The organism is Nonomuraea sp. NPDC050227 (assembly GCF_044459705.1).
Taxonomy (GTDB): Bacteria; Actinomycetota; Actinomycetes; order Streptosporangiales; family Streptosporangiaceae; genus Nonomuraea.
This window is the reverse complement of the sequence record NZ_JBITJF010000003.1, coordinates 369,477-393,668: the sequence shown is the minus strand read 5'-3', so window position 1 is coordinate 393,668 and position 24,192 is coordinate 369,477. Positions and strand designations below refer to the sequence as shown.

At 72.1% G+C, this 24,192-nt stretch carries 21 protein-coding genes; 8 read left to right on the top strand and 13 right to left on the bottom strand.

Annotated elements, in window-relative coordinates; all coding sequences use genetic code 11:
- Positions 1-6 precede the first annotated feature (6 nt).
- The 5 genes from ACIBK9_RS14195 to ACIBK9_RS14175 form a co-directional block, all read right to left on the bottom strand.
- A complete protein-coding gene (locus ACIBK9_RS14195) occupies positions 7-741 on the bottom strand; it encodes a nitrilase-related carbon-nitrogen hydrolase (protein WP_397158980.1) in 735 nt (244 codons plus the stop codon).
- Between the two features lie 208 nt (positions 742-949).
- Positions 950-1,891, bottom strand: coding sequence for a hypothetical protein (locus ACIBK9_RS14190; RefSeq protein ID WP_397158177.1), 942 nt, complete (start codon positions 1,889-1,891; stop codon positions 950-952).
- Positions 1,888-2,211, bottom strand: a complete 324-nt coding sequence (locus ACIBK9_RS14185; RefSeq protein ID WP_397158978.1) for a PadR family transcriptional regulator — start codon at positions 2,209-2,211, stop codon at positions 1,888-1,890. Before ACIBK9_RS14185 ends, ACIBK9_RS14190 begins: the two co-directional genes overlap by 4 nt.
- 134 nt (positions 2,212-2,345) lie before the next feature.
- Positions 2,346-3,125 (bottom strand): hypothetical protein, encoded by a 780-nt coding sequence (locus tag ACIBK9_RS14180; protein ID WP_397158175.1) that lies wholly within the window; start codon positions 3,123-3,125, stop codon positions 2,346-2,348.
- 132 nt (positions 3,126-3,257) lie between these two features.
- Positions 3,258-6,554, bottom strand: a complete 3,297-nt coding sequence (locus ACIBK9_RS14175; RefSeq protein ID WP_397158173.1) for a WD40 repeat domain-containing serine/threonine protein kinase — start codon at positions 6,552-6,554, stop codon at positions 3,258-3,260.
- A gap of 96 nt (positions 6,555-6,650) precedes the next feature.
- Here ACIBK9_RS14175 and ACIBK9_RS14170 point away from each other — a divergent pair, with 96 nt between their 5' ends.
- Both ACIBK9_RS14170 and ACIBK9_RS14165 read left to right on the top strand, forming a co-directional pair.
- Positions 6,651-7,223, top strand: a complete 573-nt coding sequence (locus ACIBK9_RS14170) for a hypothetical protein (protein ID WP_397158171.1) — start codon at positions 6,651-6,653, stop codon at positions 7,221-7,223.
- 71 nt (positions 7,224-7,294) lie between these two features.
- Positions 7,295-7,879: a dihydrofolate reductase family protein gene (locus ACIBK9_RS14165; RefSeq protein WP_397158169.1), complete on the top strand. Its 585-nt coding sequence runs from the start codon at positions 7,295-7,297 to the stop codon at positions 7,877-7,879.
- Between the two features lie 54 nt (positions 7,880-7,933).
- Here ACIBK9_RS14165 and ACIBK9_RS14160 read toward each other — a convergent pair whose 3' ends face one another.
- The 3 genes from ACIBK9_RS14160 to ACIBK9_RS14150 form a co-directional block, all read right to left on the bottom strand.
- Positions 7,934-8,941: an RNA polymerase subunit sigma-70 gene (locus ACIBK9_RS14160; RefSeq protein WP_397158167.1), complete on the bottom strand. Its 1,008-nt coding sequence runs from the start codon at positions 8,939-8,941 to the stop codon at positions 7,934-7,936.
- 91 nt (positions 8,942-9,032) lie between these two features.
- Positions 9,033-9,737 carry a hypothetical protein gene (locus ACIBK9_RS14155; RefSeq protein ID WP_397158165.1) on the bottom strand — a complete coding sequence of 235 codons (705 nt, stop codon included), beginning with the start codon at positions 9,735-9,737 and terminating at the stop codon, positions 9,033-9,035.
- A 90-nt stretch (positions 9,738-9,827) separates the two neighbouring features.
- Positions 9,828-10,148, bottom strand: coding sequence for a hypothetical protein (locus ACIBK9_RS14150; protein WP_397158163.1), 321 nt, complete (start codon positions 10,146-10,148; stop codon positions 9,828-9,830).
- On the opposite strand from ACIBK9_RS14150, the gene ACIBK9_RS14145 reads away from it, so the two are divergent.
- Both ACIBK9_RS14145 and murJ read left to right on the top strand, forming a co-directional pair.
- Positions 10,135-11,904: a right-handed parallel beta-helix repeat-containing protein gene (locus tag ACIBK9_RS14145; RefSeq protein ID WP_397158161.1), complete on the top strand. Its 1,770-nt coding sequence runs from the start codon at positions 10,135-10,137 to the stop codon at positions 11,902-11,904. The two genes, ACIBK9_RS14150 and ACIBK9_RS14145, sit on opposite strands and share 14 nt — an antisense overlap.
- 91 nt (positions 11,905-11,995) lie before the next feature.
- On the top strand, positions 11,996-13,594 hold the full coding sequence (murJ, locus tag ACIBK9_RS14140; protein WP_397158159.1) for a murein biosynthesis integral membrane protein MurJ: 1,599 nt from the start codon (positions 11,996-11,998) through the stop codon (positions 13,592-13,594).
- Here murJ and ACIBK9_RS14135 read toward each other — a convergent pair.
- The 4 genes from ACIBK9_RS14135 to ACIBK9_RS14120 form a co-directional block, all read right to left on the bottom strand.
- The gene (locus tag ACIBK9_RS14135) at positions 13,584-14,429 is read right to left on the bottom strand and encodes an SAM-dependent methyltransferase (protein ID WP_397158157.1); all 846 of its coding nucleotides are present in this window, start codon (positions 14,427-14,429) and stop codon (positions 13,584-13,586) included. The genes murJ and ACIBK9_RS14135 overlap by 11 nt on opposite strands.
- Positions 14,430-14,499: 70 nt before the next feature.
- A complete protein-coding gene (locus ACIBK9_RS14130) occupies positions 14,500-15,228 on the bottom strand; it encodes a GntR family transcriptional regulator (RefSeq protein ID WP_397158155.1) in 729 nt (242 codons plus the stop codon).
- A gap of 56 nt (positions 15,229-15,284) precedes the next feature.
- The gene (locus ACIBK9_RS14125; protein ID WP_397158153.1) at positions 15,285-16,280 is read right to left on the bottom strand and encodes an acetylxylan esterase; all 996 of its coding nucleotides are present in this window, start codon (positions 16,278-16,280) and stop codon (positions 15,285-15,287) included.
- Positions 16,281-16,305: 25 nt separating this feature from the next.
- Positions 16,306-17,163 (bottom strand): amidohydrolase family protein, encoded by an 858-nt coding sequence (locus tag ACIBK9_RS14120; protein ID WP_397158151.1) that lies wholly within the window; start codon positions 17,161-17,163, stop codon positions 16,306-16,308.
- Positions 17,164-17,310: 147 nt separating this feature from the next.
- Between ACIBK9_RS14120 and ACIBK9_RS14115 the strand changes: the two genes are divergently transcribed.
- Entirely contained in the window at positions 17,311-19,212 is a 1,902-nt protein-coding gene (locus ACIBK9_RS14115; protein ID WP_397158149.1) for a hypothetical protein, read from the top strand.
- Positions 19,209-20,117 carry an aldo/keto reductase gene (locus ACIBK9_RS14110; RefSeq protein WP_397158147.1) on the top strand — a complete coding sequence of 303 codons (909 nt, stop codon included), beginning with the start codon at positions 19,209-19,211 and terminating at the stop codon, positions 20,115-20,117. Before ACIBK9_RS14115 ends, ACIBK9_RS14110 begins: the two co-directional genes overlap by 4 nt.
- A gap of 45 nt (positions 20,118-20,162) precedes the next feature.
- Here the strand turns inward: ACIBK9_RS14110 and ACIBK9_RS14105 are convergent, their stop codons facing one another.
- Positions 20,163-20,963 (bottom strand): hypothetical protein, encoded by an 801-nt coding sequence (locus ACIBK9_RS14105; RefSeq protein WP_397158145.1) that lies wholly within the window; start codon positions 20,961-20,963, stop codon positions 20,163-20,165.
- A 95-nt stretch (positions 20,964-21,058) separates the two neighbouring features.
- On the opposite strand from ACIBK9_RS14105, the gene ACIBK9_RS14100 reads away from it, so the two are divergent.
- Together ACIBK9_RS14100 and ACIBK9_RS14095 are read left to right on the top strand one after the other, a co-directional pair.
- The gene (locus ACIBK9_RS14100; RefSeq protein WP_397158143.1) at positions 21,059-22,321 is read left to right on the top strand and encodes an alpha-L-fucosidase; all 1,263 of its coding nucleotides are present in this window, start codon (positions 21,059-21,061) and stop codon (positions 22,319-22,321) included.
- Complete coding sequence (locus ACIBK9_RS14095; protein ID WP_397158141.1) at positions 22,311-24,143, top strand: heparinase II/III family protein; 1,833 nt, start codon at positions 22,311-22,313, stop codon at positions 24,141-24,143. The genes ACIBK9_RS14100 and ACIBK9_RS14095 overlap by 11 nt, the downstream gene beginning before the upstream one ends.
- Positions 24,144-24,192 lie beyond the last annotated feature (49 nt).

The window sequence follows — 24,192 nt, the reverse complement described above, 5'->3', positions numbered from 1 at the left end:
CCGGGCTCATGAGCCTTCCGGGCCGGTCGGCGGTGGGGTGACGGTCGGCCGCCTGGTGCGCATGGCCACGGCCCCGAGTACGGCCATCGCCGCGAGACAGAGCCAGGCGAACACGTCGCCGATACGCGCATATATCGTCGGATCACTGGCGACAGGCACATACGCCGCCATCGTCTGCTGCCTGGTGGTGAAGTAGTCGGCCGAGGTGAGCGTCCGGCCCTGCGGGTCGAAGACCGCGGCCAGGCCGTTGCCGGCCTGCCGGATCAGCGAGTAGCCGTTCTCCACCGCCCGGACGGCCGCCTTCTCGGTGTGCGTGGCGCCGAAGCCGTACCAGTCGTTGGACGGCACCAGCATCAGGTCCACGTCGGCGGCCTGCCTCATCAGGGCGGGGAAGTCGGCGTCGAAGCAGATGACGTTGGCCAGACGGCCGAACGGGGTGTCGGCGGTGGGCACCCTGCCGTCCCCGGGGGCGAACGGGTCCATGCCCGGCACCGGGCGGGCCTTCTCGTACGTCCACCGGGCCCGTCCGTTCGGATCGACGAGCACCGTCTCGTTGCGCATGTACGGCGGCGCGCCGGTGATCACGATCAATCCGGCGTCCACATAGCTGCCGGTCCGGACGGCGACCGCGGCGATCGCGTCGATCAGCCGCTGCCTGTCGGCCTCGCGTGCCGCGCCGCCCGCCTCCGGCCAGACCACGATCCTGGCTCCGGCGCTCGCCTCCCGTTCGGTGGCGGTCAGCAGGGAGTCGTTGACCGGGGCGAACGCCCGCCGAACCGTGTCGGGATCGGCCCCGGCGAGCTGTTCCGGCGAGGGGAAGCCGTTCAGGGCCTTGTCGGACGCCTCCAGAACCGAACGTGCGGGACTGACTCCCGGACGGCGGCTGCCACGCCTGCGCGACGCTCGTCCACCTCGACCGCAGGCGCGAGCCTGGGCGGCGGGTTCTTGCTCAAGAAGCCGGGGCTCGTCCCAGGCTTCTCCGCCGCAGGGTCAGGGCGGCCGCGGCGGTGAAGGCCAGGGCCGCGCACCCGAGCTGGGCAAGGGCCGTGAAGGTCGGCACCCACGGCAGGTCCCCGAGGTCGCCGAGGGCCGCCGCGGGCACGAACAGCAACAGCGCCGCCCGCCGCCCCACGGCCGACCGGCACGCGTACCCGGCCGCCAGCCCGACCACGACGAGCCACGGCACGGGTTTCCAGCTCACGATGTCCTGGTGGGTGATCACGTCCACCCAGCGCACGATGGCCTTGCTGGCGGTCAGCCCGACCACGGCGAGCGGCCCCCACAGCAGGAACGCGCGCCGCGGAACGGCCGTGATCGCGCGATGCGCCGCGGGCGCGAAGGCGATGGCGACGGACGCGAGCTGGGCCAGCAGGACCGGGCCGTGGTTGGGGAACAACAGTGTGTCCAGATCCAGGAGACCGGGAAATGGATCGCCTGCCTGATACAGCGCGAACGCGACCACGCCGAGCACGGCGATCCACCGCCGACCGAGCAGCACGGCCAGCACCGGCAGGGCCGCGATGACGATCGGCTCGGCCAGGTACAGGATCCAGGTCGGCCGCGCCACGGCGACCCCCGGGTTCCCCGCGGATTCGGCACCCCGGAGCAGTCCGGTCGCCAGCTCACCTGCCAGCATCAGGAACGGCCACAACGCCACGGCGAGCGCCAGCCCGGCGCGCCAGGCCGGCGAGGACACCGGGCCGAAGGCTCGCCGCCCGTGGACGCGCAGCGCGCCCCACAGTAAGTCCGCCGCGTCGGCCGGGTGAGGACGGGTCTGGCCGGGCCGCGCTCCGGCGAGGAGCACGCCGATCATCTCTTCCTCATGCCGCGCCCGGTGGTCTCGCGGGTAGGTGGCCAGGAGGCGGCGGTAGCGGGCTTCGAGCAGGCTCATGCCGTTCCTCCCGCACCGATCGCGCGCAGGCGTGCGGTGGCCGCCTTGGCGTGCCTGCGCATCCGTTCGGCCTCCGCCGCCAGTCTCGCGGCGCCGTCGCCGGTCAGCCGGTAGTAGCGGCGCACCCGGCCGTCGACGATCTCCTCCCGGTCCTCGGTGATCAGGCCCTCTTCCTGGAGTCGGTCGAAAGCGGCGTACAGGGTGCCGGCGCGCAGGCGGACCTGGCCGTCCGAGATGCGCTCCACGTCGGTGATGATGCCGTATCCGTGTTGTGGACCGGCAGCCAGCGCGGTCAGGATCAGGAAGGTCGGCTCTTGCATCTGTCTCACGCGATCAATATATACCGGCCATCTACCTATCGATGAGACGGCCGTCACAACCGATCGGAGGACGAGGTGCGCCGGCACGACCGGGTTCGGCGTGGTGGCGGTCGACGTCCCACCCCGGCCGGGCTCTAGCGGCGGCGGCCGGTGGATTTCCTGGTGCAGGTGGTGCAGCGGCGGTTCCATGACGGTGTCGAACCGCCGTCGTCGTCCGCGCAGGAGCCGCCGATCGTCATCGAGCAGGTTCCGCTGTAGGTACGCGTACGGGTGCCGTCGTCGGCGGTGACGTCCGGGGGCTCCTGCTCGACGATCACCTTGCTGCCCTTGCCGCCGCTCGGGCGCGCTCTGAACGATGCGGAGCTCTCGTTCGAGAAGAAGGAGCCCTTCGCGGCCTTCTTGCCGACCGCGGGGATCTGGCCGGACAGCAGGAGGTAGTACCAGCCGAAACCGGATTCGTCGTTCTCGCAGTGCTTGTCGGCGGCGCGGACCCGGGTCTCCTCGCGGACACAGATCTCGATGCGGTCATCCTCGTCCAGGAGCATGTTGGTCACGCCCTTGCCGCCCTTCCTGGGAGCTCGGTACGTCAGGCCGGTGTACTCGCCGGTCACTCCCTTGCCGACCTTCTTGCCGATGGCGGGGATCCTTGCGGTGCCGGTCAGGAGGCGGCGGGCGTAGCCCTTCACCTTGTCGTCGCAGAGCTGGTAGTCGACCCTGACCGACGTGGCCTTCCTGACGCAGACCTCGACGCGATCGTCATCCGCGTCCTCCGTGCTGCCTGCCGCGGAGTCGCCGCTCCAGGCCTGCGGGGGCTGGACGGCCTGCTCGGGGGCGGGGGGTGCGGCGGAGCAGCCCGCGGCGAGGAGGAGTGCCGCCAGAGAGAGGCAGGCGAGGCGTAAGACGGTCGGCGACAAGGGACCCACTTTCCGGATATGCCGGCATATCGCAGTCGTGACGATCAACGGCTCGCCTCGGAAGCGGGGTTCCCCCATTCAGGTAGGGCGGACTTCCCCTTCGAGCCGGCCGCGCCTGCTCCCGGCCGCCGGCTAGGGACACGCCTTTCTGTACGGCAGCGCGTGCACGATCACCCGCCACTGGGCCGCGCTCAGCCCGCCCGCCTTCGCGCACACCGCCGCCGCCATCGCTTCCCCGCCCACGGCGTGCCGCCTGACGAGGCCGTTGCCGTCCACGGTCAGCACCGCCGACCCGTCGGGAGTGAACGCCACGTCGAGCGGCTGCCCGATCTCCGGGTCCTGACCGCCGCCCTCGTCGAGCAGCGTGCCCAGGTCCGTGCCCGACATCACGTCGACGAGCCGCACCCTGCCGCCCACCTGGAGGCTGGCCAGCAGGTCCTCGCGCGGCGAGTAGGCGGCGGGGACGTCGAACCCGCGCGCGGTGGCCAGCCTGCGGCGCGTGGCCACGTCCCAGACCGTCATCCGTCGCCGCGCGTCGAGCACCACGACCGCCTTGCCGGAGCGGGTGAAATACGCGCGCACCCCCTCGGCGTTCCTGCCGCCGCCGCCGAACGCCGGCCCCACGGCCTTACCGCCGGCCGTCTCCAGCAGGTGCACCCGGTCGCCCGCCACCACCAGCGTCCGGCCGTCGGCGGAGAAGGCCGCGTACGTCGCCGCGCCCGCCTTGGCCGTCCACCCCCGCCGCCTGGTCCGCCGGTCCCACAGCTCGACCCCGCCCTGCTCGGTGACCACGGCCAGCCTGGCGCCGTCGGGGGAGAAGGCCGCCTGCGCGGCGGACGTGCGCAGCGTGCCCTGGACGGCGGCCGAGGCGGTGTCCACGATCCGCACCTCGGGCCCGTACGTGGCGACGAAACGGGCGTCCGGGCTGAACACCGCGTTCTCCGCCTCCGGCAACGCGCCGATCTTCCGCCCGCCGACGGCGGACAGCTCGCCGTCGCGGACCGCGAGCCGCCCGTCGCCGCTCAGCGCCGCCATGCCCACAAGGTGATCGTCGTTCTCGACGGCCAGGTCGGCCACGTCCACCGAGAAGACCTGGTCGCCGAGCAGGTAGCGGAAGGTGCTTCCGTCGAAGGCCCCCTGCACCGCCCCCTCGCCCCCACGTACCTGGACCGAGGTGAGCAGATGCGTGTCCGACCTGCGCCAGAACTGGATGGACCGCGGTCCCACCGTCGCGATGAGGCCAGGGCCGAACACGGCCGCGCCGCCGTTCCAGGTGCCCTGGGTGCCGGCGCCGTCCTTGTCGCCGATGACGTCCTTCGCCCCGGTCCTCAGGTTGGTCAGCTCCAGCAGGCGACCGCGCCGTGCGGCCTGCCAGACCCCGTCCCGGCTGAACGTGCCCGCGGGGGCGGGCCCGAGCGCCTTGGCGGCGCCGGTTCGCAGGTCCCAGCGGGTACGCCGGTCAGCCTCCAGGAGCAGGACGGAGTCGTCCCGCTCGAACGTCACGTCGACCCACTCGCTCGTGAAGTCCTTGGCGGTGGGGAAGGCGTAGTCGCTGATCGGCCTGCCACTGGCGAGGTCCACCGCGGTGGCGCGACTGGCCGTCACGGTCACCAGCACCTTGCCCGACGGGCTCAGCGTCACGCTGTCCAGCGGCTCGGCCGCCCGGGTGGCGAGCGTCCGCAGCAGGCGGCCGTTCCGCACGTCCCAGACGCGGGTCGTGGTGGAGTCGGCGCTGATCAGCGTGCGGCCGTCGGCGCCGAGCGTCCGTACCGTGTCGCCCGCGGTGGACGGGTCGCCGAACATCGCCGTCTCGCGTTGCGCCAGCGAGGCCACCAGGGCCGCTCGGGTGGCCGGCGTGTGGTCCAGCCGCCAGGCCGCGAGGCTCGCCAGCATCGCCTGGTGCGGGTCGCTCCGGCGGGTCGTGGTCGCCGCCGCCGCCAGCCTGGCCGCCTCCGACCTGGTCAGCTGCCCGGCGATCTGCTCGGCCCGGTCGTCGGCCACCGCGCTCTGCTGCACGGCCAGCCCGCCGGCCACCAGCGCGATCACCAGCAGCCCGCCCAGGCTCAGCGAGGTCAGCCGGGCCCGCCTGGCCCTGTGCCTGGCCAGGGTGGCCGCCGCGGCCAGGAAGTCGCGTTCGGTGGGCGACAGGGTGATGTCGCGGCGGGCGGTGGCCGCCCACTGCATCGCGTTCTCCAGGCTGCTGCCCTGGAACAGGTCGCCGTCCCGGCGTCCCGCCGCCTCCCAGCGCCGCGCCGCGGTGAGGATCTGCCGGTGTACGGCCAGGCCGTCGAGGTTGGACTCGATCCACCGGCGGTACCGCGGCCAGGCATGGGGCAGGGCCGGCCTGGCCAGCCGTACGCCGCCGTCCTGGTCGGCCAGGAGGTAGCCGAACACGGCCAGGATCCGCCGCACGGCGGCCGCCTCGCGCGGCGCCCGCCCCTCCACGAGCTCGGCCAGCTCGGCGTGCCGGGCCGACAGCTCGCCCGCCTCGTCCACCGTCACCAGCCGCAGGAACACCTCGGGCACCAGCTCGCGCTCGGCCGGGTCGAGCATCGTGTACGCCTGCTCGGCCAGCGTGCCGAGCGCGGGATCGTGCCCCTGCGCGCCGATCCCGGCGGCCCGCTGGCCGCCCTGGGCCAGCAGGCGGGCCGTGTCGAGGGCGCCGTCGCCGCTGACCAGCGCCAGCAGCAGCTCGCGGGCGGTCGGCCGCTGGGCCGGCTCCTTGGACAGCGCCGAGGCGACCAGCCGGCGCAGCGTCCTGGGCAGCGCGGACAGGTCGGGGGTGGCCGACAACACCTGGTGCATGATGCTTCCCAGATTCTCGGCGTGGAACGGATCACGGCCGGTGGCGGCGAAGACGATGACGCCTCCCCAGGCGAACACGTCCGCCGAGGCGTCCGCCCGCTGGCCGATGAACACCTCAGGCGCCATGTAGGTGGGCGTGCCGCTCACCACGCCGGTCGCGGTGAGCGACATCTCGGCGGTCCTGGCGATGCCGAAGTCGATCACGCGCGGACCGTCCGGGCCCAGCAGCACGTTGTCGGGCTTGAGGTCGCGGTGGATCACCCCGGCGTCGTGGATGGCGGTCAGCGCCGTCGCGATGGCGGTGGCCAGGCGGTGCAGGTCGTCGCCCGCGAAGATCCGGCCCGCCGTGCGCAGGCTCGGGCCCTCCACGTACTCGCTGACGATATAGGGGCGCGGGCCCTCCAGCCTGGCCTCGATGATCGGCGCGGTGCAGAACGAGGCCACCCGCTGGGCGGCCGCCGCCTCCCGGCCGAGCTGGGCCGCCTGATCGCCGTGCAGCACCTTGATCGCCACGCGGCGTCCGTCCTCGGCGTAGGCCTCGTACACCACGCCCTGGCCGCCGGCGCCGAGCCGCCCCGCCAGCCAGTAGCGGCCGAGCCGCTGAGGGTCTCCTTCGATCAACACGCTGGGTTTGATGCGCTCATCACGGATGAAGTTCCGCCCAAAATGCCGCGAAAAGAGTGCCGAACCCTTCTTGATCCGGACGCATCCAACCCTGACATGAACAAGATTCAGAACCTTGCCGCCCTGGCCGTGCTCCCCGTTGCCGCAGCTCTCGTGGCCCTCCCCGCGCAGGCGGCGGAGCGTCCCGGCTGTCCCGCCCCCTCCAAGGCGGACGTGCGGCGCTCGTCGGCCGCGAAGGTGGACAAGCCCGCGAGAGGCGCGGCGGCGATGAAGGGGGTCCGCGTCAACCACATCCCGAAGGGCTTCACCTACGGGCAGGTCCTCGTCAACAAGCACGACGGCATGGTCGAGTACAGCTACCAGTGGTCGGACGACCGCGACGACATGAGCCGCCGGCACCGGTCGCTGTGGGTCAGGGTGGTGTGCTGGCCGAAGGCGACCTCGGTGGCGCAGCTCAAGAACGCGCCGTTCCGCATCGGGACTTTCTCCGGTGACACGACCACCACGAAGATCGGCGATCGCGAGGTGCTTCGCCAGGGGGGTGACGGCGCGCTCGGGGCCGGTGTGTACTCGGGCTGGGTCGAGCGCCCCGGAGTCGTCGTCACCGTGATGGCGACCCCGCCTCTCGTGCCGGGGCTGACGAAGATCATCAAGGGCATCCAGCTCTGATCCTGCCGATTAGGTTTCCGCGCCGCGCCCGTCTGTACACACGTGACATCGACTCACGGAAGGCCGGCACGATGCGGAAACTGATCTTCGGCATGAACGTGACCCTGGACGGCTACATCGCCGCGCCCGGCGACGACATCGGCTGGAGTGCGGGGGAGGGGCCGGACTCGTCGCCGAGCGCCGAGCTGTTCCAGTGGTGGTACGACCAGATGCGGGCGAGCGAGCTGACGCTGTACGGCCGCAAGCTGTGGGAGGCGATGAGCCCCCACTGGCCGACCGCCGACCAGCGGCCCGGCGCCACTCCGGCGGAGATCGCGTTCGCGCGCCTCTGGCGGGACATGCCGAAGGTGGTGTTCTCGTCGACGATCGACAAGGTCGACTGGAACACCCGCCTGGTCACCGGCGACGCGGTCACCGAGATCACCAGGCTCAAGGCCGAGGACGGCGGCCCGATGGACATCGCCGGCGCGACGCTCGCCGCGGCGGCCATGCGGGCCGGGCTGATCGACGAGTACGCGATCGTCACCCATCCGGTCCTGGTGGGCGGCGGCACGCCGTTCTTCACCGCGCTGGACGGCTGGGTGAAGCTGAACCTGGTCGAGACGCGCACCTTTCCCGGCGGCGTGGTGCTGACCCGGTACGAGACGCGGCGATGAGCACAGGGCCGACGCGCCGAAGACGAGGACGACGGTGACGCCGGCCCTGTCCGATCACAGCGTCGCGGGCAGGCCCAGCCATGGTTTGTCGGCGGCGTCGAACCCGGTCAGCTCGGCGAGCCTCCCGTCGGCGATGCGCAGGACCGCGATGGTGAACAGGCGGTGTTCCGGGCCGTCGGCGGTGCGGAGGTACAGCGCGGCGGCGGGCATGAGGTTGACCGTCGTGGCGATGCAGCGCCAGTCGTCGTAGCCGCGCTGGAAGAGCCCATGGGAGACCCAGCCGTCCACCGCGTCCTTCGCCGTGACGACCAGGGTGCCGGGGTCGGGCAGCATCGTGAAGCGCAGGTCGTCGCGGAGCAGGGCCGTCAGCCCGTCGAGGTCGTTGCGTTCATGGGCGTCCATGTACGACTTCACCACGCCGCGCTCGTCACGCGACAGCTCGTGCGTGGCGGGGCTCCGCCAGTCGAGGCGGCGGCCGGGCAGCTGCTCGCGCACCGTCACGCGGGCCCGCTGCAGCGCGCTGGTCACCGATGCGACGGTCAGCTCCAGGGCGCCGGCGGCCTTCGACGCCGGCCAGCCGAGGACGTCGCGCAGGATGAACACCGCTCGCTGCCGCGGCGGCAGGTGCTGGACGGCGACGATGAACGCCAGCTCGATCGTCTCCCGCGCCACCACCGATTCCTGCGGATCCTCAGGGAGCATCCGGTCCGGGTAGGGCTGCAGGTGGCGCACTTCCGAGCCGGCGCCCGGCAGCTCGGCCGGCACGGGTGTGCGGTCGTTGCGCTTGTCCAGGAAGTCGAGGCAGGCGTTCGTCGCGATCCGGTACAGCCAGGTCCGCAGCGCGGCGTGGCCCTTGAACGACTCCCGCTTGTGCCACGCCCGCAGGAACGTCTCCTGCGTCATGTCCTGGGCGTCGTCGTAGTTCGCGAGCATCCGGTAGCAGTGCACCTGGAGCTCACGCCGGTAGGGCTCCGTGATGAGCGCGAACCGGGCCGCGTCGTGCGAGCGGGCCACCGCGATGAACGTGGCTTCGTCGTCGCCTGCCAGTCTGGCGTCGGTCATGGTCGTCAATCCTTCCGCGGGTGGCGAGGGGCTGCCAGTACTGACGACGTGGCGGAGGATTTCTGAGCGGTGCACCGCCAGGGCCTCGGTGTCAGTCCGGAAGGCGCCAATGGCAGTTGCCCTCGATGCACAGTTCGGTGGTCGTCTCGCGGGGGTCCGGCGCCGTGATCGATGCCTTGTCGCCCCACCGGCTGTAGCGGGTGTCGACGTGGAGGGTCCTGCCCACCAGTTCGTCGAGGCCGGCGGCGAACGTGAACGTGCTCTGCACCCTGCTGACCAGGCCCGCGGAGGTCAGCGTGACGGTGTAGGCGAGCCTCCCGTTCGGACTCCACCCTGCGTGGGTCGAGTGCCCCGCCCAGCGGGAAACCGGTGAAAGCTTCTTGAAGGTGATCGTGCCGGTGACGGTGTCCCCGCTCCGCCGTCCGTTCTTCAGCAGGGCGGCCAGGGTCGCGGGCTCGGCCGGGTTGACGAGTTGCTCGTCGTAGCCGAGCAACTCGGTGTGCCAGAGGTGCAGCCGGTGATTGTCCTTCCACCAGCTCTTGCCCTTCTTCAGCCACTTCCCTATGAAGCCGCCGGACTGATAGCTGGTGCCGCCGATGTCGTGGTTGAAGCCGATGACACGCCGTGCCCGGCCCCCAGAACGGCCTTCAGCGCCCGCACGGGATCCTTGCTCACTGCCTGCGCGGGAGCGGCGCCCGCCAGCAGGGCGGCACAGGCCGCCAAAGTCGTGATCATCCGCCTCATGATGGTGATCCTGCCGCGATCGGATCACGTCCGGAACACGGACCAGATGCAACCACGTGCATGAGAAGCGGGCGGGTGGGGGCTCGCTTGGGCAGTAATTTGTCCAATTTGTCCAAGCTTCGATCTTGTGAGCGGACGCGGGCTACAGTGACGACGGCCAGCAGTCAATGGCAGTAAAGGCTGGCCGAAACCCGAGGAGAAGATGAATGAGAAGAACGTGGCCAATGGCGTTGGTGGCGCTCGCCGCTGTCGTCATGGGCGGCGCGACGCCGGCGAGTGGCGACGCCGGCGATCCGGCGACCAAGGCGACGAGGGCGACGACGGCGACGACGGCAACCAGAACAGCCATCGCGACGGCGAAGGCCGCGGTCTGCGGAAGCGCGTCGCTGAACGGTCCGACCACACCGCCCGCCGGCGCGGAGGTGGTGCCCGCGGGCGACAACAGCGGCGTGAACTTACGCAAGGCGAACACCACGTACTACTTCGAGACCGGCACGCACACCCTGGAACAAGCCCAATACGCCCAGATCCTGCCCGGTGAGAACGCGACGTTCATCGGCGCGCCCGGCGCGGTGCTGGACGGGAAGGGCGTGAACCAGTACGCCTTCGGTGACACGGCGACCGGCGTCACCATCCGGTACCTGACCGTCACCGGGTTCGTCGCGCCGCAGGAGGAGGCCGTGGTCAACCACAGCGCCGCCGACGACTGGGTCGTGGAGCACAACACGTTCCGCGACAACTCCGGCGCGGCGCTGATGGCCGGGGCCAGGAACCAGATCCGCGGCAACTGCATCAAGGACAACGGCCAGCTCGGCCTGAACGCGTCCCAGCACGGCGACCACATCACCGGCCTGGTGGTGGCGGACAACGAGGTCACCGGCAACAACACCGACGACTGGGAGCACCAGGGCCAAGGGTGCGGCTGCACCGGCGGCCTGAAGTTCTGGGCGGTGAACGGCGCCGACGTGACCGGCAACTGGGTGCACCACAACCACGGCCCGGGGATCTGGGCGGACACCAACAACAACGACTTCCTCCTCGAGAACAACCTCATCGAGGACAACGAGTCGATCGGGATCTTCTACGAGATCAGCTACAACGCGGTGATCCGGAACAACACCCTCCGCCGTAACACCTGGAAGGCGGGTGCCGAGCGGGCGGCGAAGGGCGACGCGTTCCCCGATGGGGCGATCTACCTGTCCGAGGCGGACGGCGAGCCGCGCATCCCGGCGCGGACCGGCAAGATCGAGGTCACCGGCAACCTGCTGGAGAACAACTGGGGCGGCATCACCGCGTGGGCGAACGCCGACCGGTTCTGCGGCAGCGCCGCCTCGACCACCAGCGACTGCACGCTGATCGTCGGGCCGGCCAACACCTCGAAGTGCTCGCCGCCGGCCATCAAGGACGAGCCGCTCTACACCGACTGCCGCTGGTGGACGAAGAACCTCGACATCCACCACAACACCTTCTCCTTCGACCCCGGCGCCGTCGGCGGCGGCTGCTCGACGCAGTACTGCGGGCAGATGAGCCTGCTGTCCAACTGGGGCACGGCGCACCCGGAGTGGTCCCCGTACCTGGGAGAGAAGATCGAGAAGTCGATCGTCTTCCAGTCGAACAACTCCTGGCACGACAACACCTACACGGGACCGTGGCAGTTCAGGATCTACGACATGGGCAGACGCGTCACGGCCGCGGAGTGGGTCGGCCCCCAGTACGGCCAGGACGCCGGCAGCACGTTCGACGGCAAGGCGCCCGAGGTGCCGCCGATCACCGAGCAGACCTTCGAGGACGTCTCGACGGCGCCCTACTCCGCGTGGTACGGATCCAGCCTGGCGCACCGGACCGGCGACGCGCACGGCGGCACGGGCTCGCTCCAGCTGACCAGCACCGAGGGGTCGGGCAGCGCGGTGGCGCTCGACAAGTACCCCGGATACAGCGGGGTGATCGCCGGCAAGAGCTACCGCGTGTCGCTGTGGTACCGGGAGGCCGCGGCCACGATGCCCACCGTCACCTGGAACGTGCGCTGGCGCGACGAGGACGGCGCGGTGCTGCGTACCGACCCCGTCCCCCTGCCTCAGAAGACGGCCTGGACCGAGGCGGCCGGCACGTTCACCGCGCCGGCGGGCGCGACCCGCGTCGACTGGACCTTCGTCTGGAGCGCCCCCACCGGGTCAGCGTTCCGGATCGACGACGTGGCGATGCGGGCCGCGCAAACGTAGTAGGCATGAAGAACACCGAGGCCCCTCCGACGGGGGGCCTCGTCCCGACGCCGCCGTTCCGGCACCGAAACGCAGACGGAGGAGATCACCCATGCCTGATCAACCCAGGCTCATGCGGACGGGACGGGCGATGGCGATCGCCACCTTCGTCTCAAGGGCCACCGGCTTCGTCCGCACGCTGGCGCTGGTCGCCGCGCTCGGGCTGGGAACCAAGCTGCTGGACGCCTACACCGCGGCGAACGTCACCCCCAACACCGTCTACGAGCTCGTCTTCGGCGGCGCGCTGGCCGGCGTGCTCGTCCCGCTGCTGGTCCGCACGGCCGCCGACCGCGACATCGACGACGACCTGTTCGCCCAGCGGCTGCTGTCGCTGGTGGTCTACGGCCTCGGAGCCGTGGTGATCGTGACGATCGTCGCCGCGCCGTTCGTCGTCGACCTCTACGTTCCGGGGTTCAGCCCTGACCAGCGGCATCTGGCGGTCGTGTTCACCCGGTACTTCATGCCCCAGATCCTGTTCTACGGGGTGAGCGCGACCCTGGCCGCGATCCTCAACGCGCGCAGCCGCTTCGTCTCGCCGATGTGGGCGCCGGTGGCCAACAACCTCGTCGTCATCGCCACCGCCTCGGTCTTCCTGCTGATCGGCGGCACCGGGAAGCTGGAGTCGCTGACCGGCGTCCAGGTGCTTCTCCTGTCGATCGGCACCAGCGCGGGGGTCGCCGCCCAGATGACGGTCCTCGTCGTGGTCAGCCGGCGAACCGGGTTCCGGCTGCGACTGCGCGCCGATCCGCGGGGCATCGGCGTCCGGCGCATCGTCGCCCTGGCCGGATGGACCATCGCGTCCGTGGCCGCGGCCCAGGCCGTCTTCCTCGTGATCACCCGGATCGCCTCGCAGGCCGGGCCCGGCGCCGTCGCCGTCCACTCCAACGCCTACACCCTGTTCCAGCTGCCCTACGCGGTCATCGCGGTCACCGTCATCACCGCGGTCCTGCCCAGGATGAGCCGGGCGGCGGCCGATCGTGACCTCGCCCGGGTGACCGCCGACCTGTCCCGGAGTCTGCGGCTCACCGGCGTGGTCCTGGTTCCCGTCGCCGCGGCTCTGATCGTGCTCGGGCCGCAGCTGACCACCGTGCTGTTCGCCCACGGCAACGCCTCGCCCGCCGCCGCCCGCCTCACCGGCTCGGTGCTCGCCGTCCACGGCCTCGCCCTCGTCCCGTTCGCCGGCTACCAGATCATGGTGCGGGTCTTCTACGCGCTCGGCGACACCCGCACCCCGGCTCTGCTGAGCGCCGGGGTCTCCGCCGTCACCGTCGCCGCCGGCCTGACCGCCGCGCGACTCGCTCCCGGACCGAACGTGGTCATCGCCCTCGCCGCCTGCTCCGCCGTCGCCTACACCGCGGGGATGCTCCTCACGGCCCAGATGCTGCGCCGCCGGATCGGCAGAGTCGACGGACACCGCCTTCTCGGCACCCACACCCGGATGCTCGCCGCGGCGATCGTCGCGGGTCTGGCCGCGGCCGTCGTCAACCGCGTCCTCGGCGCCAGGCTCGGGACGGACTGGACCGGCTCGCTCGTCACCCTCTGCACCGCGGCCGCGATCGGCGCCGCCCTCTACGGCCTGGCCGCGCGGGCCTTGCGCATCACCGAGTTCAGAGCCCTCACCGCCGCCCTCCGGTGGCCGGTCAGGCCTTGACGGCGAGGCCGCCGTACATCGAGACCATGGAGTCCTCCACGAGCAGCGCCCGTTCGTCGGGCCGCCACCGGTGCACCGGCACCACACCCGGCTCGATGAGCTCGAACCCGGTGAAGAACTCCTCGATCTGCGCCCTGGTACGGGCCTTGGACATGATGCCGCGCCGGTTGTACTGGGCGACGGCCTCGCTCACCAGCCGGCTCGGCGCGCTGTCCAGCGTGATGGTGGACAGGGCCAGGAAGCTGCCCGGCGGCAGCGGCTTCATCAGGTGCTCGATGATCGAGCGCACGTCGGAGTCGTCGGGGATGAAGTGCACCACGGCGATCAGGCACAGCGCGACGGGACGGGTGAAGTCGAAGGTGTCGCGGACCTCGGCCGAGCCGATGATGGCGTCGGGGTCGTTCAGGTCGGCCTGGATGTAGCGGGTTCTGCCCTCCGGGCTGCTGGTGAGCAGGGCGCGGGCGTGGACGAGGACGAGCGGGTCGTTGTCCACGTAGACGACCCGGGCGGCGGGGTCGGCCTGCTGGGCCACCTCGTGCAGGTTGGGCGAGGTGGGCAGCCCGGTGCCGATGTCGATGAACTGGTCGACGCCGCGCTCGGCCGCCAGGTGGCGGGTCACCCTGACCATGAAGTCGCGGTTGGCGCGTACGGACGTCGGCATGTAGGGGGCGATCTTGATGACCTCCTCGGCCGCCGTGCGGTCGGCCGCGAAGTTGTCCTTGCCCCCCAGGAGGTAGTCGTAGACCCGCGCCGAGTGCGGCACGTTCGTCCTGAGATCGACCCCCGCCCGCCTGTCGCCGGCCACCCCCGCACCTCCGTGTTGATCAACTGCCATGTGCCCCACGTTAGCGGGATTCAGGGGGTGGAATCCGGCGAATCCCACCTGGAACAACAACATCCTGGACTCAGCCAGTAGAGGGCTTGCTCTTCCTGCGGGCGCGGCGGTCGGGGACGGGGGAGCGGCCCGCGGAATGGTCGGCGAACGCCTCGGCCGCCTTGGCGGGGTCGCCGTCGCGCAGCAGCGAGACCAGGCGGCCGTGCTCGTCGGCCATCGCGTGCCAGTCGCCGTCGAAGAGCGGGTCGGCGATGGCGCGCAGCGCGCGCAGGCTCGGTTCGAGGACCTCCCACATCCGGGTCAGGAACGGGTTCCCCGCGATCTGGCTGACCCTGGTGTGGAAGGCGATGTCGATGTCGCGGAACTTGCCGACGTCGTTCATCGCCACGGCCTGGTGCATCTGCTCGACCAGCTCCTCCAGCTCGCGGAGCTGGTCGTCGGTGACGTGCCCGGCGGCGAGCTGGGCGGCGAGGCGTTCGAGCGGCTCGCGCACCTGGCGGGCGTACTCGGCGTGCTCGGTGGAGATCTCGACGACGAAGTTGCCGCGGCGTGGCACGTGCACGAGCAGCCCCTCGCGGGCCAGCTGCTTGACGGCCTCGCGAACCGGCGCTTGACTCACGCCCAGACGGCGTGCGATCTCCGACTCCACCACGCGCTCGTTCGGCGCGAGGTCGCCCTCGACGATGGCCTGGCGGAGCAGCTCGTACACCCGATCGGAGATCAAGGTGGGACGGACCGAGTCTTTGCTCGTGGCCAGTCTGGAGGCGAAGTCACTGTTGGCTTGCCGTGTCGATGCCATGAAGTCCTCATCATGCGATCTCGCGCGTCCCCGATCCCCGCTGTCATGATACGCGATCATCGGTTAGCAGGTATCGATTGCAGCCGGTCCGCCAGCCAGGCGAGCTTGACGGCCTCGTGCGCCGGGCCGCCGCCCTCGTGGTCGTTGAACGGGTAGACGCTGATCCGCTTGCGCGCCTCGGGCAGGTCGTGGAGCGCGCCGTAGTGGTTGAAGGCCGCGTACACCGTCGAGGGCGGGCAGATGCGGTCCATGAGGCCGACGGAGAAGAGCGTCGGCGCGTTGGCCCGGCGGGCGAGCGTCGCGCCGTCGAAGTACGACAGGGTGCGCATCGCCGTCTCGGCGTGTTCCCGGTGCAGCTTCACGAACCGGGTGAACTCCACGTACGGCGGCTGGTCGGTGAAGGTCGTCGCCCGCCCGAAGTGGCACAGGAACGGCACGTCCGGCATGACGGCCACGAGATCGGGGACGAGCCCGGCCACGGCCAGGGCGATCCCGCCGCCCTGGCTGGTCCCGGTCACCGCGATCCTGGACGCGTCCACCTCCGGATGCGTGCGCACCGCCGCGACGGCCCGCACGGCGTCGGTGTACAGGCGGCGGTAGTAGTACCGCTCGGGGTCGAGCACGCCGCGGGTCAGGAAACCGGGGGCCGCGACGTCGCCGGTCGCGGGATCGGGGTCGGGCGTCTCGGCGCCCTGGCCGCGGGTGTCCATGACGAAGTGCGCGTAACCGGCGCACGCCCAGAGCCGCTTCTCGTGGGCCACGCCGCGGCCGCTGCCGTAACCGAGGTACTCCACGACGGCGGGCAGGGGGCCGGTCCTGGTCACCGGCAGGTGCAACCAGCCCTTGACGGGGTGGCCGCCGTAGCCCGCGAACGTGACGTCGAAGGTGTCGATCGTGGCCAGCCCGTTCGGCGTCGGCTCGGCCGTCATGGCGAGGTCGATGCCGGTGGTCCCGGCGAGCGTCTTCGCCCAGAACGCATCGAAGTCCGCCGGTTCCGGCAGGGTCGGCAGGTACCGTTCGAGCTGGTCCTGGGGCAGGTCGAAATGGGCCATCGATTAACCAATCATCGCTTATCGATCAACTGTCGCATCGAAGCAGGGGCTCCGGAGCGTTGTCAACCGGGGGTGCCAGGCGGTACGCGCGTTCGGCGGTGGTGCGCAGCACCCGTTCGCGCTCCGCGGCCGTCAGCCCGGCGAGCCCCAGCGTGGCGAGCCGCAACGACTCGGCACGGGACCCCCGGGGCAGGCAGATCGGCCAGTCGGACCCGACGACGCACCGGCCCGGACCGAACGCCTCGACCACGTGGGCGACCAGCGCGGCCACCCGTTCCGGCGGCACGCCGTGCTGCTGGGTGAGCAGGCCGGAGATCTTCATGATCACGTTCGGGGTGCGGGCCGCCCGGCGCACGCGCTCGCGCCACTCGCCCGGGTCGGCCGCCAGCAGGTTCGGAGGGTTGCCGAGGTGGTCGACGACCACGGTCAGCTCCGGGTGCCGCGCGGCGACCTCGGCCGCGACGCCGACGGCGGCGTCGTGCAGGTTGAGTTCGAGCGCCACCCCGACCTCGGCCAGCACGGGGACGAGCGCGCGGGCCGAGGCGGGCGTGGCCGCCCAGGAGGGGCCGCCGAGCCGCATCCCGTTGGGGCGGGCCTCGTCCATGAGGTCCCGGAACCGGGACGGCTCGATCCCGGCGTGCACGTTGAGGTTGCCGACGTGCCCGGCGATCAGGCCCGGGTGACGCAGGCGCAGGTCGCGCAGCCGCCCGGTCTCGCCGCGGTCGCCCCTGGACGCCTCGACCAGGATCGTCCCGGTCAGGCCGAGGCCGTCGCCCGCCGCGGCCAGGTCGCCGGCCGTGAACGACCGGTGGTGGGGTGACTCCGGCGTGATCCACGGATAGCCGCCGTCGAGGTCCCAGAGGTGGGCGTGGCAGTCGATCACCTGTGCTCCGTATGTTCGGCCAGTATTGACACGTTGATCCGCGCTCATGATGATTCTAATCATCGGCTATCGATCAGCGATTACAGGTGTTCTCATGCGCATGGCAGCAAGACGTCCCGGCGGCGCGGCGGAGCGGGGTGGCAGGCGGTGACGGCCTTCGACGCCTCGCGCGTGCCGGAGGTGCGGGCCTCCCGCGGACTGACGACCCCGCCGCGGTGGGCCGTGTTGGAGCGGGAGCTGTTCGCCGTCCAGGACAAGGCGTGGCGGATCTTCGCCGACCGCTACACCGAGGACGACGGCCGGCTGGTCTTCCGCGACAGGCTGGGTGAGGGGCTCGACGGCCGCGACGGGGTCGACGACTTCTACGAGGCGTTCTTCAACTGGCCGACGTTGTACCTGCTCGGCGGCAGCGCGGACGTCCTGGCGGCGGCGCGACGGCACTGGCGGGGCGTCACCGCCCAGCTGACCGGGATGGGCATGCTGGTCGACGAGTTCGAGCGCGGCTACGACTGGTTCCACCAGGGCGAGGGCATGCTGCTGTTCTACGGGCTCTGCCTCGCCGCGCCCGGCGACGGCGAGCTCAGGGAGCTGGCCGGGCGCTTCGCCGACCTCTACCTGCCCGGCGGCCCCAACTACGACCCCGAGCACCGGATCATCCGCGCGCCGCACAACGGCGCCGCCGGTCCGCGCTGGGGCTTCAGCGACCACGACGTCTACTTCCCGTGGAGCCTGGCCCTGCGCCCCTACGGGCTGCCCCTCGACTGGATCGACGAGGCCGCGCCCTTCGACGACCTGGCCGCCGATCCGGCGCGGGCCCGCGCGTACGGCCGCGTGATGTGGGAGCGCATGGGCCGCGGCGACACGATCGTCAACCTCTGCGCGACCAGCCTCGTCACCAACGCCTACCTGCTCGGCGGCGAGTCCCGCCACGCCGACTGGGTGGTGGAGTACGTCGACGCCTGGCGGCGGCGGCTGGACGGCCGCGACGTCGTCCCCGACAACGCGGGCCTGCACGGCGTGGTCGGCGAGCACCTGGACGGCCGCTGGTACGGCGGCCACTACGGCTGGTCCTGGCCCCACGGCCTGCCGCCCGTCGGGACGGCGGCGATCGTCGGCGCGTCCAACGCGACGTTGCTGACGGGCGACGCCTCCTACCTGGACCTGGCCAGGAACCCGCTGGACGTCGTGCTCGGCCGGGCCGAACGGCGCCGCCCCGCCGACGTCTCCACCATCACCAAGCGCTGGCGGCCCCACCTGCGCGGGCTGGAGCACGAGCCGACCCTCATGGCGCCCATGCGCCGCGACGACTCCGGGTGGTTCGACCACAACGTCATGCCGACCCAGCTGCCCGTGTCGTTGTGGCAGTTCAGCCGGGCCGCCGCCGACCGGGAGCGCGTCGACCGGCTCCGCGAGGAGGCGAGCTGGGACTGGACGGCGGTGCACACCCAGCGCACCAAGGAGGAGTCCGGGCACGAGGAGCCCTGGTACGAGTACCTCGCCGGCCGCAACCCCGGCTTCCCCGAGCGGATGCTGCGCAGCGCCATCGACACCTGCGCCCAGCGGCTGGAGTCCATCGCGGCCGACCCGGTGGACCCCGCCGTCGGCCCCGACGCGTTCGGCATCCACGACTGGCAGGACCGCAACCCGGTCGTCACGGAGGCGCTGCTGCAGCTGACCACCGGATCGCCGCAGGTGCTCTACAACGGCGCGCTGGCGCAGATGCACCTGCGGTACTTCGACGCCGAGGAGCGCCGTCCGGGCCTGCCCGCCGACGTCGCCGCGCTGGTCACGAGCATCGACGCCGAGCACACCGTGGTCGAGCTGGTCAACCTCGGCGGGGCGCCGCGCTCGCTCGTGGTGCAGGCGGGCACGTTCGCCGAGCACGTCATCCACGAGGTCCGCGCCGATGACGAGCCGCCCGCTCCCGTCGAGGGGCCGCATGTCCGCGTGCGGCTGCCGGGCTCGACGCACGTCCGGCTCACCCTGACGATGACGCTGCGCGGCGGGACACCCACCTACGAGGCCCCGCCGATGGAGGTGCGGCGATGAGGGCCGAGCTGCCGCGGCTGGGCCTCGGCACCGCCCCCATCGGCAACCTGTTCCAGGACGTCTCCGAGCAGGACGCGGCCGCCACGGTGGCCGCCGCCGTCCAGGAGGGCGTCACCTACTTCGACACCGCGCCCCGCTACGGCCACGGGGTCGCCGAGGACCGGCTCGGCCGCGCGCTCGCGACCGGTGGCGGGGCCGCCGAGCCGGTGATCTCCACCAAGGCGGGCTGGCTGCTGCGCCCCGGGCAGAAGGTGGTCACCGACTGGACGGAGCGCGGCATCCGCCAGTCGCTGGAGTCCAGCCTGGAACGGCTCCGGCGGCCCTCCGTCGACATCCTGTACCTGCACGACCCCGACGACTTCCCCGAGGACGTGCGCCGTACCGCCTACCCGGCCGTGCGCAGGCTGCGGGAGGAGGGGCTGGCCGGGGCCGTCGGCTTCGGCATGAACCACAGCGAACCGCTGGCCGCGTACGTGGCCGAGTTCGACGTGGACGTCGTCCTCATCGCCGGGCGTTTCTCGCTGCTCGACCACGACGCGCTGACGACCCTGCTGCCGCTGTGCCTGAAGACCGGCACGGCGGTGGTCGTGGGCGGCGTCTTCAACACCGGGCTGCTCGCCGATCCGCGTCCGGAGGCCATGTTCGACTACCGGCCGGTGCCGGGCGGCGTGCTGGCGCGGGCCGAGCGCTGCCGCGCCGTCTGCGCGGAGTTCGGGGTGCCGCTCGCCGCGGCGGCCGTCCAGTTCCCCTTCCTCCATCCCGCCGTGCGGTCGGTCGTGGTGGGCTGCCGGTCGGCGGCCGAGGTGAAGGACAACGCGGCCGCCTGGCGTACGGAGATCCCGCCGGAGTTGTGGCGCCGGCTCGCCGAGGAGGGCTTCGTCCCTCCCGAGCTGCTGGACGGATAGAGGAAGACCCCGGCGGGGCGGGTTCGCCGCCCCGCCCCCCGTTTCTCAGTCGTTCTCGCGAGCGGCCAGGTACTCGGCGAGGCCGGCTCCGGTCAGCGGGTAGTAGTCCGACAGCCGGCCGCCCTCGTCCAGGCGGCGGCGGGCGAACTGCTCGCGGTCCTGGTGCAGGAGGGCGTCCTCGGCCACCGCCAGGGCGCTCCGCTGCGGGACGACCACCGCTCCGTCCTCGTCGGCGACGATCAGGTCGCCGGGCGTCACCAGCGCGCCGCCCACCCCTACCGGGACGTTGAAGGCCGAGGGGAACAGCTCGGCCTGCGAGGCGTAGTGCGGCGTCACGCCCGTGCACCAGATCGGCACGCCGAGCGCGCGCACCCGCTCGGCGTCGCGCACCCGCCCGTCCACGACGATGCCGGCGCCGCCGCGCAGCTTGAAGTAGCGGACGAGCATGTCGCCGAGGCAGCCGGTGAAGTGGCTGGCCTGCGCGGAGACGACCAGCACGTCGCCGGGCCGGATGGATTCCAGCACCGCCCACAGCGCGGTCTTGCGCTCGGCGTCCTCCTGTCCGGTGCCGGAGAAGACGTCCTCGCGCTGGGGCAGGAACTGCAGGGTCACCGCGCCGCCGGTGATCCGTACGCCCGGCTCCCGGTGCAGGGGGACGGGGCCGTCGATGAAGGTGCGGGTGATGCCCATCTGGTGGAGCTTGGCGCACGCGGTGGCGGCGCTCACGTCCGCGAGGGCGTCCACCAGGCCCGCGCCGGGCCGGACGAAGGGCGAGGAGTGCGCCGGTCCCAGCATCGTCTCGTAGACGCCCGTCTCCGGTGCCCCGACATGCCCGTTCGTGCTCATTTCTGCCTCATCCCAACGCATCGACAATTATCGCCTATCGATGGTAGATGTAACTGCCGACCGACGAGGGCTGTCAACCGTGAGAGGAGACCGGGATGCCGGCGGGGCCGACGGAGTGGTTCGAGGAAGCGCGGTTCGGGATGTTCGTCCACTTCGGGCTCTACAGCCTCGCCGCCCGGCACGAGTGGGTGCGCAGCCGGGAGAAGATGTCCGACGAGGACTACGACCGCTACCTGGAACAGTTCGACCCCGACCTGTTCGACGCGGCAGAGCTCGCCAGGAGCGCCCGCGCCGCCGGGATGCGCTACGCGGTGCTGACCGCCAAGCACCACGACGGGTTCTGCCTGTTCGACTCCGAGCTCACCGGCTACACCAGCGCCCGCGCGACGGGCCGGGACCTGGTCGCCGAGTTCGCCGCGGCCATGCGGGCCGAGGGCCTGCGCGTGGGGCTCTACTACTCGCTGCTCGACTGGCGTCACCCCGACTTCACCATCGACCAGTACCACCCGCTGCGCGACAGCGCGCCGCCGGACGCGAACGCCACGCGCGACATGGCCCGCTACCGGGCGTACATGAACGGGCAGGTACGCGAGCTGCTGACCGGGTACGGCCCGATCGACCTGCTCTTCTTCGACTTCACCTACCCGGCGAAGGGGCCCGCCGACTGGGGCGCGGAGGAGCTGATGGCGACCGCGCGCGCCCTGAACCCGCAGATCGTGGTGAACGACCGCCTCGGCATCCCCGGCGACTACGTGACGCCCGAGCAGTACCAGCCCGACCGGCCGCTCACCCGTGACGGCGGCCAGGTCAGGTGGGAGGCGTGCCACACGCTCAACGGCTCCTGGGGCTACGACCGCGACAACCACGACTACAAGGACCCGGCGCTGCTGATCCGGATGCTCGTCCAGTCCGTCGCGTGCGCCGGCAACCTGCTGCTCAACGTCGGGCCCACCGGCCGGGGCGCGCTCGACCCGCGGGCCCGGCACACGCTGGGCGCGATCGGGGAGTGGATGTCCCTGCACGCCAGGGCCGTGCACGGCGCGGGGCCGAGCGCGTTCACCCCGCCGCCCAACGCCCTCTACACCCAGCGGGCCGGCCGCCTCTACCTGCACCTGCTGTCCTGGCCGCTCAAGCACGTCCACCTGCCCGGCCTCGCCGGACGCGTGCGCTACGCGCAGTTCCTCCACGACGGCTCCGAGGTGCGCTTCCACCAGGCGGACGGAGACCAGCACGAGCACAACAACCTCGCCCTGCCGGGCCAGCCGCCGGGCACGCTCACGCTGACCCTGCCCATCGCCGCGCCGGACGTGCCGCTGCCGGTCGTCGAGCTCGTGCTGCGCGACGACGATGGTTCCTGACGTCACCGCGCGGCCGGTGTGGGACGCGGTGCCCGCCGAGGCCCGCGACGCCGTCCTGGCCGCCGCGGCCGAAGAGCTGGCCCGGCCGGCCCCGCGCCTGTCCCCGGACGACTGGGCCCGGACGTTCCGCGACGGGGCGCGGGCCGTCCACGAGGACCAGGCGCGGCGGCTGCGCGAACGCGTGGACGTCCTCGCCCTGGCCGCCGTGCTCACCGGCGAGGTGGCCCCCGCGACCGCGCCCCCCGGAGCGTGCCCGCACCTGGACGCCGTCGTGGACGGGCTGATGGCGCTCGCCGAGACGAGCACGTGGTGCTGGGCGCCGCACGATCGCGGGGCCGCGGCCCGGGGCGAGGTCGTGCCCGATCCCGACGACCCCTTCCTCGACCTGGGCGCGGCCGAGATCGCGACGCTGTTCGCCTGGGCCGACCACGCGCTCGGCCCGCATCTGGACATCCGGGCCCCGGGGCTGCGCCGCAGGTTGCGCCGCGAGGCCGACCGGCGGGTGCTCACGCCGTTCGAGCGGGTGCGCGACTGGCACTGGATCGGCCGCGACGGCCGGGCGAACAACTGGAACCCCTGGATCCACGGGGCCGTCCTGGCGGCCGCGCTGCTGCTCTGCGACGACGTCCGGCGGCGCGAGCGCCTGGTACGCCTGGTCGCCGAGGGGCTGGACCACTACGTCACGGGGCTCCCCGACGACGGCGGGATCGACGAGGGCATCGCGTACTGGTGGCAGGGGGCGTGCCGGCTGCTGGAGGCGCTGGACCTGCTGGACGACCCCGGCCCGCCGGTGCTGCCCGCCCTGCTCGCCTACCCGCCGCGCATGCACCTCGGCGCGGACTGGTACGTCAACACCGGCGACGCTCCGGCCCGGCTCACCGGCGAGCGGCCGTGGCAGGTGCTCTTCCGCTGGGGCGAGCGCCTGGGGCGACCGGAGACCGTGGCGTACGCGGTGGCCGCCGCACGCGCGTCCGGCGGCGTCGTCCAGCCCAGGGCCGGGCTCGGGCGCGCCATGACCGCGCTGGCCGACCGGCGATGGCGCCGGGCGGTCGCGGCCGGCGGGACGCCGGACGGCTCGCCCTGGCTGGCCCGCGAGTGCTGGCTGCCGCGCATCCAGGTCATGGTCGCGCGCGAGCGGGCCGGGAGCGCGGACGGGCTGACCGTGGCGGCGAAGGCCGGCCACAACGGCGAGCACCACAACCACCTCGACGTCGGCTCCTACTGGGTGGCGCTCGACGGACGTCCGATGGTCGTTGACGTCGGCCAGCCGACCTACACCGCCGCGACGTTCGGCCCGCGCCGCTACGAGGAGTGGCCGTTCCAGAGCGCCTGGCACAACGTGCCCGAACCGGGGCACGGGCAGCTCCCGGGCCCGGAGCACGGCGCGCGGGACGTCGCCGTCCGGTTCGACGAGGGCCACGCCGTCCTGCGGGCGGACCTGAGCGCCGCCTATCCGGCGGGCCTGCTCACCCGCTGGGAGCGCGTCGTCCGGCTGGTGCGCGACGGCCCGGAGCCGTACGTCCGCGTGGAGGACGAATGGGCCGCGGGCCCCCGGACCGTGCTGTTCCGGCACGTTCTCGCCGGCGAGGTCGAGTGCGGGCCGGGCCGGGCGGTCGTCACGGCGGACGGGGGACCGCCGCTCGAACTGCGCTGGGACGCCGCCGTCGGCGCGGCGTCCGTCGAGCACCGGGACATCGACGACCCGCGCCTCGCGCGCAGCTGGGGCTCCCGGCTGACCCGGCTGACGCTGGCCGTCACCGGCCAGGGGAGCGGCGGCCGGTTCGCCGTGAGCTTTCGCCGGCACGCACGAAATGACTCTTGAACAAGTTAGGTATGCCACATAACATCACCTATCGATAGGCGATGGACGT

Coding starts and splice junctions, on each gene's coding strand:
- ACIBK9_RS14125 (WP_397158153.1), bottom strand. CDS start 16,280: ATGGCCCATTTCGACCTGCCCCAGGACCAGCTCGAACGGTACCTGCCG.
- ACIBK9_RS14095 (WP_397158141.1), top strand. CDS start 22,311: ATGGTTCCTGACGTCACCGCGCGGCCGGTGTGGGACGCGGTGCCCGCC.
- ACIBK9_RS14170 (WP_397158171.1), top strand. CDS start 6,651: ATGAACAAGATTCAGAACCTTGCCGCCCTGGCCGTGCTCCCCGTTGCC.
- ACIBK9_RS14135 (WP_397158157.1), bottom strand. CDS start 14,429: ATGGCAGTTGATCAACACGGAGGTGCGGGGGTGGCCGGCGACAGGCGG.
- ACIBK9_RS14110 (WP_397158147.1), top strand. CDS start 19,209: ATGAGGGCCGAGCTGCCGCGGCTGGGCCTCGGCACCGCCCCCATCGGC.
- ACIBK9_RS14185 (WP_397158978.1), bottom strand. CDS start 2,211: ATGCAAGAGCCGACCTTCCTGATCCTGACCGCGCTGGCTGCCGGTCCA.
- ACIBK9_RS14105 (WP_397158145.1), bottom strand. CDS start 20,963: ATGAGCACGAACGGGCATGTCGGGGCACCGGAGACGGGCGTCTACGAG.
- ACIBK9_RS14190 (WP_397158177.1), bottom strand. CDS start 1,891: ATGAGCCTGCTCGAAGCCCGCTACCGCCGCCTCCTGGCCACCTACCCG.
- ACIBK9_RS14100 (WP_397158143.1), top strand. CDS start 21,059: ATGCCGGCGGGGCCGACGGAGTGGTTCGAGGAAGCGCGGTTCGGGATG.
- ACIBK9_RS14165 (WP_397158169.1), top strand. CDS start 7,295: ATGCGGAAACTGATCTTCGGCATGAACGTGACCCTGGACGGCTACATC.
- ACIBK9_RS14130 (WP_397158155.1), bottom strand. CDS start 15,228: ATGGCATCGACACGGCAAGCCAACAGTGACTTCGCCTCCAGACTGGCC.
- ACIBK9_RS14160 (WP_397158167.1), bottom strand. CDS start 8,941: ATGACCGACGCCAGACTGGCAGGCGACGACGAAGCCACGTTCATCGCG.
- murJ (WP_397158159.1), top strand. CDS start 11,996: ATGCCTGATCAACCCAGGCTCATGCGGACGGGACGGGCGATGGCGATC.